General features: G+C 44.1%; 15 protein-coding genes. 8 read left to right on the forward strand and 7 right to left on the reverse strand.

What is annotated here, in order from left to right; genetic code table 11:
- Nucleotides 1-25 precede the first annotated feature (25 nt).
- A complete protein-coding gene (locus NO989_RS07860; protein ID WP_371342348.1) occupies nucleotides 26-403 on the reverse strand; it encodes a response regulator in 378 nt (125 codons plus the stop codon).
- Between the two features lie 327 nt (nucleotides 404-730).
- Nucleotides 731-2563 carry a translational GTPase TypA gene (gene typA / locus NO989_RS07865; RefSeq protein WP_371342349.1) on the reverse strand — a complete coding sequence of 611 codons (1833 nt, stop codon included), beginning with the start codon at nucleotides 2561-2563 and terminating at the stop codon, nucleotides 731-733.
- Nucleotides 2564-3020: 457 nt separating this feature from the next.
- On the opposite strand from typA, the gene glnA reads away from it, so the two are divergent.
- The 4 genes from glnA (at nucleotide 3021) to glnG (ending at nucleotide 7911) form a co-directional block, all read left to right on the forward strand.
- Nucleotides 3021-4430, forward strand: a complete 1410-nt coding sequence (gene glnA / locus NO989_RS07870) for a glutamate--ammonia ligase (protein WP_014980177.1) — start codon at nucleotides 3021-3023, stop codon at nucleotides 4428-4430.
- Between the two features lie 239 nt (nucleotides 4431-4669).
- The gene (locus NO989_RS07875; RefSeq protein ID WP_371342350.1) at nucleotides 4670-5296 is read left to right on the forward strand and encodes a DUF4124 domain-containing protein; all 627 of its coding nucleotides are present in this window, start codon (nucleotides 4670-4672) and stop codon (nucleotides 5294-5296) included.
- Between the two features lie 130 nt (nucleotides 5297-5426).
- Nucleotides 5427-6512 (forward strand): nitrogen regulation protein NR(II), encoded by a 1086-nt coding sequence (gene glnL / locus NO989_RS07880; protein ID WP_014950590.1) that lies wholly within the window; start codon nucleotides 5427-5429, stop codon nucleotides 6510-6512.
- The gene (gene glnG / locus NO989_RS07885) at nucleotides 6502-7911 is read left to right on the forward strand and encodes a nitrogen regulation protein NR(I) (protein WP_014980179.1); all 1410 of its coding nucleotides are present in this window, start codon (nucleotides 6502-6504) and stop codon (nucleotides 7909-7911) included. Before glnL ends, glnG begins: the two co-directional genes overlap by 11 nt.
- 47 nt (nucleotides 7912-7958) lie before the next feature.
- Here the strand turns inward: glnG and NO989_RS07890 are convergent, their stop codons facing one another.
- On the reverse strand, nucleotides 7959-8165 hold the full coding sequence (locus NO989_RS07890) for a helix-turn-helix transcriptional regulator (RefSeq protein ID WP_014980180.1): 207 nt from the start codon (nucleotides 8163-8165) through the stop codon (nucleotides 7959-7961).
- Nucleotides 8165-8671, reverse strand: a complete 507-nt coding sequence (locus NO989_RS07895) for a hypothetical protein (RefSeq protein WP_370136232.1) — start codon at nucleotides 8669-8671, stop codon at nucleotides 8165-8167. The genes NO989_RS07890 and NO989_RS07895 overlap by 1 nt, the downstream gene beginning before the upstream one ends.
- A gap of 162 nt (nucleotides 8672-8833) precedes the next feature.
- On the opposite strand from NO989_RS07895, the gene NO989_RS07900 reads away from it, so the two are divergent.
- Entirely contained in the window at nucleotides 8834-10153 is a 1320-nt protein-coding gene (locus NO989_RS07900) for an aspartyl protease family protein (RefSeq protein ID WP_014980182.1), read from the forward strand.
- Between the two features lie 70 nt (nucleotides 10154-10223).
- Here the strand turns inward: NO989_RS07900 and NO989_RS07905 are convergent, their stop codons facing one another.
- Nucleotides 10224-11363: an HD-GYP domain-containing protein gene (locus tag NO989_RS07905; protein WP_014980183.1), complete on the reverse strand. Its 1140-nt coding sequence runs from the start codon at nucleotides 11361-11363 to the stop codon at nucleotides 10224-10226.
- Between the two features lie 205 nt (nucleotides 11364-11568).
- Between NO989_RS07905 and NO989_RS07910 the strand changes: the two genes are divergently transcribed.
- From NO989_RS07910 to NO989_RS07920, 3 genes are all read left to right on the forward strand, one after another.
- Nucleotides 11569-12294 (forward strand): 1-acylglycerol-3-phosphate O-acyltransferase, encoded by a 726-nt coding sequence (locus tag NO989_RS07910; RefSeq protein ID WP_014950593.1) that lies wholly within the window; start codon nucleotides 11569-11571, stop codon nucleotides 12292-12294.
- A gap of 32 nt (nucleotides 12295-12326) precedes the next feature.
- Entirely contained in the window at nucleotides 12327-12725 is a 399-nt protein-coding gene (gene rraB, locus NO989_RS07915) for a ribonuclease E inhibitor RraB (RefSeq protein WP_014980184.1), read from the forward strand.
- 116 nt (nucleotides 12726-12841) lie between these two features.
- Complete coding sequence (locus NO989_RS07920; protein ID WP_171337869.1) at nucleotides 12842-13654, forward strand: choice-of-anchor H family protein; 813 nt, start codon at nucleotides 12842-12844, stop codon at nucleotides 13652-13654.
- A gap of 56 nt (nucleotides 13655-13710) precedes the next feature.
- On the opposite strand, the gene NO989_RS07925 is transcribed toward NO989_RS07920, so the two are convergent.
- A complete protein-coding gene (locus NO989_RS07925; protein WP_014980186.1) occupies nucleotides 13711-13917 on the reverse strand; it encodes a hypothetical protein in 207 nt (68 codons plus the stop codon).
- Nucleotides 13918-13988: 71 nt separating this feature from the next.
- A complete protein-coding gene (locus tag NO989_RS07930) occupies nucleotides 13989-14837 on the reverse strand; it encodes an SPFH domain-containing protein (RefSeq protein ID WP_014980187.1) in 849 nt (282 codons plus the stop codon).
- Nucleotides 14838-15004 lie beyond the last annotated feature (167 nt).

Consider the following 15004-nt stretch of genomic DNA (forward strand, 5'->3'; position numbering starts at 1 on the left):
ATAAAGTGTAAAAACATCGATAGACTTAGCTAGCCTTAGACACCACTTCTTTCGACTTTTGTACAAGCTCTTCCATGTTAAGTGGCTTAGCCAAAAACCCGGTGACTTGCAGTTTACGTGCTTCTATTACTAATTCTTTGCTAGGGTCGGCAGTAATGAGTAAAAATGGAACATTCAAGCCCGATGACTGACAGGTTTTTAGGAGACTAAGTCCGTCATAATCTGGCATTACTTGATCACTAATGATCAAGCTGATAGATTCTGCGGTTTGTTGCAGCAAAAAATCCCTTGCAAATTTACTACGTGTAAATGGATACACGGTGGCGTCTAACTGCGTTTCCAACGCGTCAGTGATAAGGTCAAGCGTGATAGGATCATCTTCAACTACTGCTACAGAAAACACTACCCTTCCCCTTTCATTAGGTCATTAGACAGAAATATTACAACGACTTAGCTGATGTGTTAAGGCGTTTGCCTATTGTACCAATCCGCATAGATAAGTGCTCGCTGGGTATTGAGCTATGTGGGCTGATATTTTCAAGCATAGAATCTCTGAACGTATTTAACCACTAACCTTTGGTCGATATTTAAACTTTTTCTAACGTTTTAGTGATAACGCTAGAAAGCCGTTTTATTGATGGGAAGTTACAGGCTAAACTCATCGGCAAAATGGAAAAAAAATGCCAGCTGACGCTGGCATTTTTAAAATCAATGTAAGTCTTAGAAGCTATTAAGACTTAGGTGCACGTGATGCGCGCTTACGCTCGTTTTCAGTAAGAAGCTTCTTACGAATACGGATAGACTCTGGCGTTACTTCTACTAGTTCATCATCATCGATAAACTCAAGCGCTTGCTCAAGAGACATTTTGATTGGTGGAACTAGAGTTTGCGCTTCGTCAGTACCAGAGGCACGTACGTTTGTAAGCTGCTTACCTTTAAGCGCGTTTACTGTTAGGTCGTTGTCACGGCTATGAATACCAATAACCATACCTTCGTACACTTCAACACCGTGACCGATGAATAGGCGACCGCGTTCTTGAAGGTTAAACAGGGCGTTAGTTAGTGCTTTACCGTTTGCGTTAGCGATTAGAACACCGTTCTTACGCTTACCGATGATACCGCCTTTATACGGACCATAGTGATCGAACGTGTGATATAGCAAACCAGAACCCGACGTTAACGTCATGAATTCTGTTTGGAAACCAATTAGGCCACGGCTTGGAATGATAAAGTCGATACGAACACGACCTTTACCATCTGGAGACATGTCAGTCATTTCTGCTTTACGCAGACCAAGCTGTTCCATGATTGAACCCTGGTGCTGTTCTTCACAGTCGATAGTCAAGGTTTCGTATGGTTCTTGCGTTGCGCCGTCAACTTCTTTCAGAATTACTTCTGGACGTGACACTGCAAGCTCGTAACCTTCACGACGCATGTTTTCGATAAGAATACCTAGATGAAGTTCACCACGGCCAGATACGCGGAACTTGTCCGGATCAGGCATTTCTTCAACGCGCAGTGCAACGTTGTGTACTAGTTCGTCTTTAAGACGCTCTAGAATGTTACGTGACGTTACATACTTACCTTCTTTACCTGCAAACGGCGAGGTGTTTACCTGGAACGTCATGGTTACTGTAGGCTCGTCAACCGTAAGTGGAGGAAGTGCTTCTACAGTGTTGATGTCACAAATGGTGTCAGAGATCTTAAGTTCGCCAAGACCTGTGATTGCAATGATGTCGCCCGCGTGAGCAGATTCAACTTCGTGGCGAGCAAGGCCAAGGTAGCCGTAAACTAAGCCAACTTTGCCGTTGCGTTTTTTGCCATCAGCAGTAACAACCGTTACTTGTTGGTTTGGCTTAACAGAACCACGCTTAACACGACCTACGCCGATTACACCCACGTATGAGTTGTAGTCAAGCTGAGAGATCTGCATTTGGAATGCGCCGTCGATATCTGCATCAGGAGGAGAAACTTGGTCAACGATAGTTTGGAACAATGCCGTCATATCGTCTTCTTTAGTATCTGCATCTAGTGATGCCCAACCGTTAAGTGCAGACGCATAAACAACTTGGAAATCTAGCTGTTCGTCAGTTGCACCTAGGTTGTCGAATAGGTCGAAAACTTGATCCATAACCCAATCAGGACGCGCACCAGGCTTGTCGATTTTGTTGATAACAACAATTGGCTTAAGACCTTGAGCAAATGCCTTTTGCGTAACGAAACGGGTTTGTGGCATCGGGCCTTCTTGTGCATCTACAAGTAGAAGTACAGAGTCAGCCATCGACATTACACGCTCTACTTCACCACCGAAGTCAGCGTGTCCTGGAGTATCTACGATGTTGATACGGTAGTCGTTCCAGTTAATCGCTGTGTTCTTAGCTAGGATGGTAATGCCACGTTCTTTCTCGATGTCATTCGAGTCCATTACGCGCTCTTCTTGCTCGCCTCGAGATTCAAGGGTGCCAGACTGCTGTAACAGTTTGTCTACCAGGGTGGTCTTACCGTGGTCAACGTGGGCGATGATTGCGATGTTGCGCAATTTATTAATATCAGTGGTATTCATGCTTATATAGAGCCTGTGTAAATCAACGTCTACTTCAATTCAGTGGAAAGGAGTATGCGTTAGATTTGTTGCAAAAAAATGCAGATAGAAAAATTTGCGCGGATTGTACAGAAAAACCACGACGTTTGCGCATCTTTTTTTTGATGGAAACGAGTTTTATTGGTTTTCAAACACTTGTTCAACAAATAACCAGCCCCGTTGCACCTAATTGATCATATTTGGTGGCTATACGTTACAAAGTAATCTAGGCTGATTGACGTATAAATGAGCACGAAGCGCCATATTGGTGCAACGCTGCATCAATATAGTGCAATTTAATTCAAACGGAAGTGATGGATGCCCGTCTATGCCACAGAAATCGGCACACATATAGATGGCATGATAATCGCTTTCACTTTTGCCACTGTTGGAGTGAAGCTGATCATTCCGCATTTTTACATTAAACCTGGAGGACACGATGTCAGTAGAAAAGGCATTAGAGCTGATTAAAGAAAGTGAAGCGAAGTTTGTAGATTTACGTTTTACCGATACAAAGGGTAAAGAACAACACGTATCTATTCCTGCGAGCGTTGTAGATGAAGAGTTTTTCGAAGAAGGTAAAATGTTCGATGGTTCTTCAATCGCTGGCTGGAAAGGCATCAACGAATCAGACATGGTTCTTCTTCCAGACGCAACAAGCTGCGTAGTTGACCCTTTCGCTGAGGAAACGCAAGTAAATATCCGTTGTGACATCGTTGAACCTTCAACAATGGAAGGTTATGAGCGTGACCCACGTTCAGTTGCTCGTCGTGCAGAAGAATTCCTAAAATCAACTGGCATCGGTGACACATGTTTCTTCGGCCCAGAGCCAGAGTTTTTCCTTTTTGATGACGTACGCTTCCACACTGACATGGCGGGCTCTTTCTACAAGATTGACTCTTCTGAAGCTAAGTGGAACTCTGGCGAAGAGTTTGAAGGCGGCAACATGGCACACCGCCCTGGCGTTAAAGGCGGTTACTTCCCAGTACCACCAGTGGACTCTGCGCACGATATCCGTGCTGCAATGTGCCTAGTTATGGAAGAAATGGGTCTTGTTATCGAAGCGCACCACCACGAAGTGGCAACTGCTGGCCAAAACGAAATTGCTTGCGAATTTAACACGCTAGTTAAGAAAGCTGACGAAATCCAAGTTTACAAGTATGTAGTTCACAACGTTGCACACGCATACGGACAAACCGCTACCTTTATGCCTAAGCCGCTTGTTGGCGACAATGGTTCTGGTATGCACTGCCACCAATCTATCTCTAAAGATGGCGTAAACATCTTCGCGGGTGACAAGTACGCAGGCCTTTCTGAAGAAGCACTTTACTACATCGGTGGTATTATCAAGCACGCGCGTGCAATCAACGCGTTTGCTAACGCTTCAACTAACTCATACAAGCGTCTAGTTCCTGGATTCGAAGCACCGGTAATGCTTGCATACTCTGCACGTAACCGTTCTGCGTCTATTCGTATTCCTCACGTAACTAGCGATAAAGCGCGTCGTATCGAAGTACGTTTCCCTGACCCAACAGCCAACCCATACCTAGCGTTCACCGCTATGCTTATGGCCGGTATCGACGGTATTAAGAACAAGATCCATCCTGGTGATTCAATGGATAAAGACTTGTACGACCTACCGCCAGAAGAAGCTGCTGAAATTCCAACAGTTGCAAGCTCGCTAGAAATGGCGCTTGAAGCCCTTGATAACGACCGCGACTTCCTTAAAGCAGGTGGCGTTATGACTGACGACATGATTGATGCATACATCGACCTTAAGTCTGAAGAAGTAACCAAACTTAACATGACTACTCACCCAGTTGAGTTCGACATGTACTACAGCGTGTAAATTCGCACTGTATAGCAATTTATACTAAAGCCCGCTCTGCGGGCTTTTTTTATGCGTACGATTTATCTACTATGTTTTTATAGCTATGCTAACGAATACTCTTTCATGCTACATCAACTGCGCACAGGGCTTTGCCCCGCTGCACTTGCATACATCTAAAGAGGTTATCAATAAGCCAGACGTAGCAAGCTATGTAAATTAGCCAGCTAGCCAAAACCACATTAATTAGGTAACGACACGTGCACAACATGACGCGACACATTTGCTTAATTTCGCTATTACTAAGTAGCGGCAACGGCTTACTGCCTGTGCAAGCGGAAATGCTGAGCCAACAAAGTACCCAGCAAGAAGCACAAGAAAGCGTAACCGAACAAAGCGGCAATGCAACATCAGCTGCAGCTACCTCTCCAATGACCATATACAAGGTGGTAGGTAAAGACGGCTCTGTGACTTACACTGACAAGCCGCAGCAAAACGCAGAACCCCTAGCGTTCGATGTAAAAACGCAAAACGTAGTAACCGCGGCAAAGGTTACTCCACCTCCCCCTGCGAAGCCGGCTGCCCCCAAGCCCAACTATCGCGTAGTCATTAAGTCACCTGCACCAGAAGCGACAATTCGCAATAACTTGGGAGAATTCACTATCTCTGCCGCACAACCTGGTGCACCCAAAGCGCCAATCTACCGATTAATCTTTGACGACGCCCCATTAGCTAGCAATAGTTCAGGCGTCTTTAAGCTTTCTGGTATCCATCGTGGGGCACATACTTATAAAGTTGAACTCACGAACAATACGGGCAAGACTCTTGCATCGTCTCCATTACAAACCCTTTACCTGCATCAGGCATCGGCGTTAATTAATAACTAATAGCGTGCAACCATTGTTATGTATGCGCACCATAGAGGTTCAGTGAACATTTCTTCTTGAGCTCTTTATTCGCGCAACGCATCATTGCAAGCTACAATGCACAATTATGGTGCAAAGGAGACGAGCTCGGATGCATTCCACCGAGTTAGAAACACAACAGCTAATCAATAGCCTAAATACCGCACTGGTAATGGTAGACAACAAACTTACGATTGTTTATGCCAACCACGCTGGTGAAGCTTTGTTTGAGACTGGATTAAAACAACTTATTGGACATCCACTTCAAGATTTTTTCTTGCCGGGCACAATAGAAACCACCCGACTTAAAGCTGCCATCAGAAAAGGTGAAGATTTCACCGAAAACGAAATTAAGTTGGCTTTTCGAGATAACCGCTATGTATCTGCCGACCTAACCGTTACCAACTTGCACTTCGAAGACGGCCCACGACTGCTATTTGAAGTTAAAAAGATTGACCAGCAAAAGCGAATTTCTCGAGAAACTTTACAAAACGCGCAACATTACGCAGCACGAGAATTGGTTCGCGGCCTTGCACACGAAATCAAAAATCCTCTTGGTGGTATTCGCGGTGCAGCACAGCTATTAGAAAAAGAGCTGATTGACGAGCATAAAGAATTTACAAGCATGATCATTGAGCAGTCTGATCGTCTGCGAAACTTAGTTGATCGTTTGCTTGGACCTAATTCACTACCTCGATTTGAAGAAAGTAACGTGCATCAAGCGCTTGAAAAAATACGCAGCTTAATGCGCTTTGACTCAGACAATCCCATTACCATAGTTCGCGACTATGACCCCAGCATTCCACCGCTTATGTTAGACCCTGACATGATTCAGCAAGCGGTGCTCAATATTGTGCGCAACAGCGTTCAGGCATTAACCGAGAGTCAAACCCCCAACCCACAAATTAGGTTAATTACGCGAATAGAGCGCCAAATGACAATTCAAACGAAGCGTCACGCGCTGGTAGCAAAAATAAAAATTATTGATAACGGCCCGGGTATTCCGGCTGAAGTAAAAGACACACTTTTCTACCCCATGGTCACAAGCAAGCAAAATGGCTCTGGGTTGGGTTTGTCTATTTCACAGACCCTTATAAACCACCACGGCGGCAAAATAGATGTAGATAGCTACCCTGGTCACACTGAGTTCGTAATTTACATACCAATAGATCGTAAGGAGACAGACGATGACGAATGAGTCTGTGTGGATTGTCGATGATGACAGTTCTATTCGTTGGGTGCTGCAAAAGGCCTTACAAGCAGCAGATATCAGCTGCTTAAGTTTTGAAAACCCTGAAGATTTATTGCTTCAACTTCAAAGCAGCCAAGCCCCTGAAGTCATCATTTCAGACATAAGAATGCCACAAATGGACGGCATGACGTTACTGAACGAAGTGCATGCCTCGCACCCTATGCTCCCCGTTATCATTATGACGGCGCATTCGGATTTAGACAGCGCAGTTAACGCATATCAAAAAGGCGCCTTTGAATATTTGCCAAAGCCATTTGATATCGACGAGGCAGTAACCTTAACCCAGCGGGCGCTGGCACATGCCAGAGAGCAGTCCACCGTATCTAAAGCGCAAGTTGAAGACGTAGTAACGGAAATTATTGGCGAAGCACCTGCCATGCAGGAAGTGTTTCGTGCCATAGGTCGCTTGTCTCGCTCTTCAATTAGCGTGCTAATTAACGGGCAATCAGGAACGGGTAAAGAACTTGTGGCGCACGCCCTTCATAGGCACAGCCCAAGAGCAAGTAAACCTTTCATCGCCCTTAATATGGCCGCCATTCCTGCCGACCTTGTAGAGTCAGAGCTATTTGGCCATGAGAAGGGCGCGTTTACCGGAGCCCAGGCAGCTCGCCAAGGCCGCTTCGAACAAGCCGACGGCGGAACATTGTTCTTAGATGAAATAGGCGATATGCCGTTAGATGTACAAACCCGCCTTTTACGTGTGCTTGCAGACGGCCAGTTTTATCGTGTCGGTGGCCATCAGTCAGTGAGTGTGGACGTACGCATCATCGCTGCAACTCACCAGAATTTAGAACAAAGGGTTGCTGAAGGTAAGTTTAGGGAAGATTTGTTCCACCGCTTAAACGTTATCCGAGTGCACCTTCCTTCACTTAACGAGCGCCGCGAAGATATTCCATTACTGACCCGTCACTTCTTGCGCCGAGCAGCCAAAGAACTTGATGTAGAAGCTAAAAGCATATCGAAAGACGCTGAGCGCGTAATGTCTCAGCTACCATGGCCTGGAAACGTAAGGCAGCTAGAAAACGTGTGTCGCTGGTTAACAGTAATGGCGAGTGGTCAAGAAGTGCTGCCCAGCGATCTGCCACCGGAAATTCACAGCGACAGCAGTATTGAAAAACCTAGCGCTGAATCGGGTGAGTGGCCAGATTTGTTGGCAAGCTGGACCGATAAACAGCTTCGCGACGGCCATCACAATATTCTTAACGACGCGATGCTGACGTTTGAGCGTATTATGCTTGAGCGAGCACTTCAGCACACTCATGGTCATAAACAAGATGCGGCTAAACGCTTGGGTTGGGGAAGAAATACGCTTACCCGTAAACTGAAAGAACTCGGTGTGAATTAACGCTCACATTACAAAAAAGGGCATTTGCGTGCCCTTTTCAATTTCCCTTACTCATCTTCATACACCAGTATATCGCCAGGTTGGCACTGTAGATGATGACAAATTGCTTCTAATGTCGAAAACCTAACGCCTTTCACTTTGCCGCTTTTCAATAGTGACAAGTTTGCCTCAGTTATTCCAATTTTCTGTGCCAGATCTTTAGAGCGAATTTTGCGCTTCGCCATCATAACGTCAAGGTTAACAAGAACAGGCATCACACAATCTCTTTGTTTTCTTTATCTAATTCTGCTGCAGCGCTAAATATGTGAACCAGCACAGGTAAGCACAACACTATAATTATAGTCATAGGGTTAAGACTTATATCAATCGAACTACTAGGCACTACTAGGTAGGTCGCCAAAGGCGTCATTAACATTTTATAACAGACATAAAAAACCGTGATCCAAGATACGTATTTCAAGTGTCGTAACGTGGTTTTTGCATAAAAAAGTCCTCTACTTAGCGCAAGTAGCAAATGCTGAAGAAAATAGAAGCCGAGCAACCAGGAACCAATCAAAGGAGAGAAAATGGTTGCTAACAAAAACTGTGATTCTTCGTACTGAAGCCACAAGGCGTCAAATTGATGGCCTCCAAAGGTCACCCACCACTGCCCTTGTAATACGAAGCCATAGATGGCAATACTTAAAAAAATGCCTACAACAGCAAACAGCATTATTCGAGTGAAGTGACTAACCCTTTTTAATTCTTCAATAGATTGCATTGCGCGCTCTTTTTGTCCTTTTTTTTATCAGTTTACGCCACCGTAATACACAACACAAAAATCCTCGTACAACAGAAACATTTTATTACAAAACACTCATTAATTATTGTAAAACAATAATTATTTTACCTTAAACTTAATAAAAAAGACGAGGTAATTGTTATGATTAATCACACTAATAAAGCTTCACGTGTTGGCTGTAAATGCAGTTGTCAGCGTTGGATACTTATTACAACTTTGCTTGTTGGTCTGTCAGGATGTCGCATTTGGGACATGGCCGCCTTTCAGTGGAAAAATGAAAATGCGAAAACCGCTTGGCTAAATGAAGGCAAAAACACTGACAAAGAATTCGTAGATGAAAGCATTACTCGAACCGTGGTGCCTTTTACTATGCTCAATAACCACATTTTGGTGAATGTGACTGTTAATAAAACCATGCCACTCACTTTCGTACTAGACTCAGGCGCAGCTGCCACCGTCATTACTGAAACTAATAAAACCAATGCACTTGAGTTACCCACGAACAAGCCAATTACAATAGGAGGAGCAGGAAGCGGAAAGGCGCCTACGGCTTACATCGTGCATAACGCCCATATTCAATTAGGTGGGTTTTCTATCTCTGATTTATCAGTAATTTATACACCAACATCTGCGATGCCTTTTCGCAGTGTAGATGAAACGTATTTCGACGGTGTACTCGGCGCTGATTTTTTTAACTGTTGTCTTGTAGAAATCAACCACGACGCTAAGACATTAACAATTACCAAACCAGACGATAACAGTAGAGCGCATTATCGCACTGAACAATGGCAGGAAGTCGTTATGCCTGTAGAGAGCAATACGCCTTACTTCACCACGACACTTCACGATGAAAAGAAACTGACAACGGTAAAACTCATGCTGGATACGGGTTCGACAGGAACACTGAGTTTATTTGCGGAAAATGACCGTTTTGCATTGCCAGATAAAACCTTTGCAGCAACAAGTACTGGAATTCAAGGGACGTCGGCTAACCTTGTGGGCCTGCTGCCTCACTTCTCCTTAGGCGACACCACGTTTAATCAGCTGCCAACATACTTTAGATTTGAAGGGAGTAATTCGCAGGACGGAAGCGACGGGGTACTGGGCAATCAAGTTCTAAAACGTTTTAACACTGTGTTTGATTTTTCTGCAGAACGCATGTGGTTCCAACCCAGCAAGCAATTTATTTCCTTTATTGGCGCAGATCGTTCTGGCCTTCGCTTGCTCCCCCACATCGAAGGTGCCATTGTCTTAGATGTTGCTAAAGATACCGGCGCTTATACCGCCAAAATTTCAGTCAATAGTATCATCACTGAATTTGAAGGTGAGCCAGTTACCTATGCAAGCTTCGATAAACTGAAAATGGCGCTGAGTCACCCCAAAAGAGAAACAGTGCCACTTTGTTGGGAATTCAAAAACCAGAAACTCTGTAACGAAGTACCGCTTGACTCGAGATTGTGATTTGGCGGCAGTTAAAGACAGCCAACAATTCAATTAGCACCTAACTCAAATTGTAACCAGAGGACAGTTCTCACTGTCCTTTCGTCAGTAACGCCGTCATTCCCTGATTGAAATGCCTTACCCACTTCATACTAAACTGGCCTTTGGCGCTTCGATTTATTTCTATCACCGCCTCTTTTTTGGAAAGTACGTTATCTTCATTGTGTGCTCTTGGGTGTGTCATTGCATCGTAGGTATCAACAATGGCTAGTAACTTCGCACCTTCACATATATCGTCTTCTTTTAGCCCCAATGGATAACCTGTTCCATCAGTGCGTTCATGGTGCTGCATTACGATTTTGCGCGCCATGTCCCATTGATCCAGGTGCTCTAACAACCGGGCACTTTTATACACATGAGAGCGCATAAGATTAAATTCGATATCGCTTAGCGCATCGCCTTTGTGCAAAAGCTTCAATGGCATGAAGGCCATTCCAAAGTCATGCACATAGCTGGCTACGGCAAGCTGATCTTCGTCGATAGGGTTTTCGGCCACATCGTTAATATACATAGCCAGTTTGGCAATGCGATCACCACGACCAGACCAGTAGTTAGAGCGGCGTTCAATGGTTTGCATTAAGTCGCGGAAAAATAGAATATCTTGCTTCTTTTCACTACTAATATCTTTAGGAATACCTGTAGCCGCTAACGTAGGGGGCTTTATCTGAACGTTTTGTGGGTCGTCTTCATCCGCAACAATATCTAACGCTGGGTTAAGTAATAAGACCGCTTCGGTAAGGCGTTTTTCATGCTCAGCAGTATTTTCAGGTGTCACACGACCGATAGCTAAAACCAGCTGATTGTGAAGATTGTCATCGTATTCGGCTTTCCCACTGGCCATTACAGCCTCTACGAAGGCTTTTACTCTGTCCATGGTAAGCAATACCAAGTCACTCATAGTACTTGTGTACGCCACCTGCCCTTTGCGCAAATAATCTAGCAAGTCCTCTACATGCTGCAAAAGCGGGATCATGGGAGAGAAGTTAACCAGGCCTAAATCACCTTTAATGGTGTGGATTGAGCGAAACAGAGCACGCTGCAATTCGTTGTCTTCCGGACGAAGCTCTAGTTCAATCAAGGTTTGTTCACTTGATTCATAGAGTTCGTTTATTTCCTCCATAAGGTCAGCAAGAATATCTTCTTCTAGGTCGTCTGGAGTAAATGTCTGCATATAGTGGTTACCGAGTTAGGTTCGATTGCGCTTTTTATTATTGTAATTGGGTATCGGCAAAATTTCCTCATACTAAAGGTGAGAAACATAGCCACTTTTGCAACTTATTGCTCAACTATACCTTCCGCACTGTAAAAACTCATCGGACAAGTGTACGCTGAAACTTCATCTATACTGCGCGCGTCAATTGTATCTAGGAGTTGTTTTGATCGCTTTATTCCGCATTCCGGCACTTTTTATCGCTTTTTTACTCATTAACATCGTTCTGCTAATTGTTTGTATCGCACGACCTTTTCACAAAGATAACGTGCATATTGCGGGTAGTATGTATTCACTTATGGCTAAGGTCGTAGGTCTCAAAATTATTATAAAGAAAGATCCTGCGGTTAAAATAAACGAGCCCTACGTCTACATCGCCAATCATCAAAACAGTTTCGACGTTATCACTATCTGTAAAGCTGCACTGCCTGGCGTGGTAACCATTGGCAAAAAGAGCTTAAAGTGGATCCCTATTTTCGGCCAAATCTATTGGTTGTCAGGCAATATCATGATTGATAGAAAGAATTCAGGTAAAGCCCGTAATACACTCGATATTGCTGCAAAACGCATTGCGAAAAAGAAAACGTCGGTATGGCTATTCCCAGAAGGTACGCGAAGCTATGGCAGAGGCATATTACCTTTCAAACAAGGTGCATTTCGCCTAGCTAAGACCACCAACGAACCGGTTGTTATGGTAACCGCCAGCAATTTGCACAATAAAGTAAAATGGAACCGTTGGAATAACGGAATTGTGCTTATTGATATTGCTGCCCCTCAGGCTTTGAGCGAGGACAAGACAATTAAAGAGTGGATGGTGCATTTTAACGATGAAATGAAACAAAAGTTTGATGCGCTTAATACACAGGTCGATGAACTGGAAAAAAGCAGGTAAACTTGCGTCAAAATTGCTAACGAGTGTTTATTATGACCCAGTTCGATGAAAGAGAAGAGTGGTACGAGTTTAACCAAGAAACTATTGATGCCCTTCTAGAAGACGGCAGCCAAGCCGATGCCGAATATACCATTGAGCACCACTTCGCCAGCACTGACTTCGACGTGCTAGAAAAGGCAGCTGTTGATGCGTTTAAAGCTGGTTTTGAAGTCACCGACGCAGAAGAGCTTATTCTTGACGATGGCGAAACCATTTTCTGCTTCGACGCGGTTGCAGAGAGAAAGCTAGATATTGAAAAACTTAATGCGGACTCTGACGCCTTGCTTAAAATTGCCGACAAGCATGATGTAACCTACGACGGTTGGGGTACTTACTTCGAGCCGCGTGAAGAAGGTGAATACGAAGAAGAAGATCACTACTTCGACGACTGATCTCTAAGGCACCCTCACCGTTTTAACTGAGAAGGCGTTAAGTTACCCTTCAGCTTTTGTTCATCTTTTTCCGTCAACAATGACACTGTCATTATCGATTGGAAAAGGATGGACAGATGAAAAAGCTACTTTTCTCACTTACTACATATTCTGCTATTGCAACAATACAGCTTGCGCTTATGTCACCTGTGCATGCCAGTACCGAAAATAGCGCACAAAACAAAAATGTTACCTCTAACGAATACCGTTACGACAAACCATTTGTTGCCGCTGAATCGCTGCTGCCTAAAACCTCAGGTGCATTGACAAGCGAAGAAACAATCTCTCAATCTGTTGATGACGTTGAGACTGATCAACAGTCCCTTCCCAAGGCGGGTAAGCATCAACAGCATTTAGCCGTGAGTAAGTCCTCTAGCGATATCGTAGTCAGCAGTATTAATGAGTTTTGGATTTATGAAAGCTGGGTAACGCTTGAGCAGGACGTTGATTACGATGGTTATCACTCTACGTTTTCGATTGAGTTTGACGCCGACACCATTTTCACTCGCGCGCCAGTATACGCGGTCCTGTATTTGGGAAAAAACGACGTGTACGAGTCGATTCACGTGTCGTCTGAATTTTACATCTACTCAGAAGACTCAACAGATACCTTTACCATTGAAAGCACATTAGTTTCTGGCTATCCGGCCGGTGAGTACGACATTCTATTAGAGCTTTATGATGCAGATACCGAAATGCTTGTGGCGTATACCGATGCCTATGATGACAGTGCACTCGCCTATCTTCCCCTTGAAAGTGAAAATAATGAATATGTGGTTGAAGATACGGTAGTCATAGTAGAAGAGCATGGCGGAGCATGGTCTTTACTCCCACTGTGTCTATTAGGTGGCATTGTACTTGTTAGACGCAGAATCAAGCGGAATATCTAAGCCTTAGCTAGTGACGATCGTATCGAAAAGATAGCTGATACCCTGCTATTTCGCGTTCAGTTATCTTTTTGATTGGAGTCTATTTCTTCAACCTCTACTACAACTTTTTCTACCAGCTTCACTCTTCCCTGCTTCACTAGCGCTTGTCTTAATACATACTCTATTTGCGCATTTACACTGCGCAAGTCATCGGCAGCCCATCGCTCCATGGCGGCAAGTACATTTTCATTTATCCTAAGTGGATACGCTTTTTTCTTTGCCAAAATCACAAACCTTATGTGCCGCAGTGCATCGCTGCGGCACTACAATTTCAAACTTAAATTAAAAAAACGAGCTAGTAGATTGTACCTGTATTAATAACCGGTTGCGTCGACTTATCACCACAAAGCACAACTAATAAATTACTGATCATCGTCGCTTTACGCTCTTCATCAAGCTCTACTACACCCTTTTCATTTAATCGCTGAAGTGCCATTTCTACCGTTCCCACAGCACCATCTACAATTTGCTTCCGGGCAGCCACAATAGCTGATGCCTGTTGACGCTGTAGCATGGCACTAGCGATTTCTTGCGCGTAGGCAAGGTGGCTGATACGAGACTCCAAAATTGTGATCCCAGCTTTCGCAAGGCGAGCCTGGATCTCTTCTTGTAAACGCGCTGATATCTCTATCGGGTGGCTACGAAGTGCAACTTCCGCTTGCTCGTCGTCACGAGGATCGTAAGGAAAGCTACTTGCCATATTGCGGATTGCGGACTCACTTTGAATTCGCACAAAACTTTCGTAATCGTCTACGTCAAACATTGCTTCAGCAGTATCGCTCACTTTCCACACGACAATAGAGGCGATTTCAATGGGGTTTCCTTGATTGTCGTTAACTTTAATTCTGGCACTTTCAAAGTTTCTTATGCGCAAAGAAATATTAGCTCTACGGAACAAAGGAATTGTCCAGCGTAATCCAACATCAGAGACAGTACCTACATAGCTGCCGAAAAACGTCATGACCTTAGCTTGGTTGGGTTGCACCATGAAATAGCCCAACCACAAACTTCCCACTAAAACGCTTAGAATTAAACCAGCTTCGGGGTTACCCGACACTGCATAGAAAAACGTAGCAGCCTGTGCGACTAGCAAAATACAGATCATCAAATAACCGTTTACCGAAAACCCTTTCTTTTCTTTCATATCACTCACCTTTGATATCATTTTGATATCTTTATAATACAAAATTTAACTACTCGCTAATTTTGATGTGTTACCAAATATGTCAAAGCAGCGTTTTATTTTTAACTATGAGGTAACATTTTTTGGTAACTCTATGAAATAGATGCCAGAATGATGGAGGGTCATCG

Source organism: Alteromonas sp. DY56-G5 (genome assembly GCF_041414725.1).
GTDB classification, from domain to species: domain Bacteria; phylum Pseudomonadota; class Gammaproteobacteria; order Enterobacterales; family Alteromonadaceae; genus Alteromonas; species Alteromonas macleodii.

Coding starts and splice junctions, on each gene's coding strand:
- NO989_RS07905 (WP_014980183.1), bottom strand. CDS start 11,363: ATGCAGACATTTACTCCAGACGACCTAGAAGAAGATATTCTTGCTGAC.
- NO989_RS07890 (WP_014980180.1), bottom strand. CDS start 8,165: ATGCCTGTTCTTGTTAACCTTGACGTTATGATGGCGAAGCGCAAAATT.
- typA (WP_371342349.1), bottom strand. CDS start 2,563: ATGAATACCACTGATATTAATAAATTGCGCAACATCGCAATCATCGCC.
- glnG (WP_014980179.1), top strand. CDS start 6,502: ATGACGAATGAGTCTGTGTGGATTGTCGATGATGACAGTTCTATTCGT.
- glnL (WP_014950590.1), top strand. CDS start 5,427: ATGCATTCCACCGAGTTAGAAACACAACAGCTAATCAATAGCCTAAAT.
- NO989_RS07930 (WP_014980187.1), bottom strand. CDS start 14,837: ATGAAAGAAAAGAAAGGGTTTTCGGTAAACGGTTATTTGATGATCTGT.
- NO989_RS07900 (WP_014980182.1), top strand. CDS start 8,834: ATGATTAATCACACTAATAAAGCTTCACGTGTTGGCTGTAAATGCAGT.
- glnA (WP_014980177.1), top strand. CDS start 3,021: ATGTCAGTAGAAAAGGCATTAGAGCTGATTAAAGAAAGTGAAGCGAAG.
- NO989_RS07920 (WP_171337869.1), top strand. CDS start 12,842: ATGAAAAAGCTACTTTTCTCACTTACTACATATTCTGCTATTGCAACA.
- NO989_RS07895 (WP_370136232.1), bottom strand. CDS start 8,671: ATGCAATCTATTGAAGAATTAAAAAGGGTTAGTCACTTCACTCGAATA.
- rraB (WP_014980184.1), top strand. CDS start 12,327: ATGACCCAGTTCGATGAAAGAGAAGAGTGGTACGAGTTTAACCAAGAA.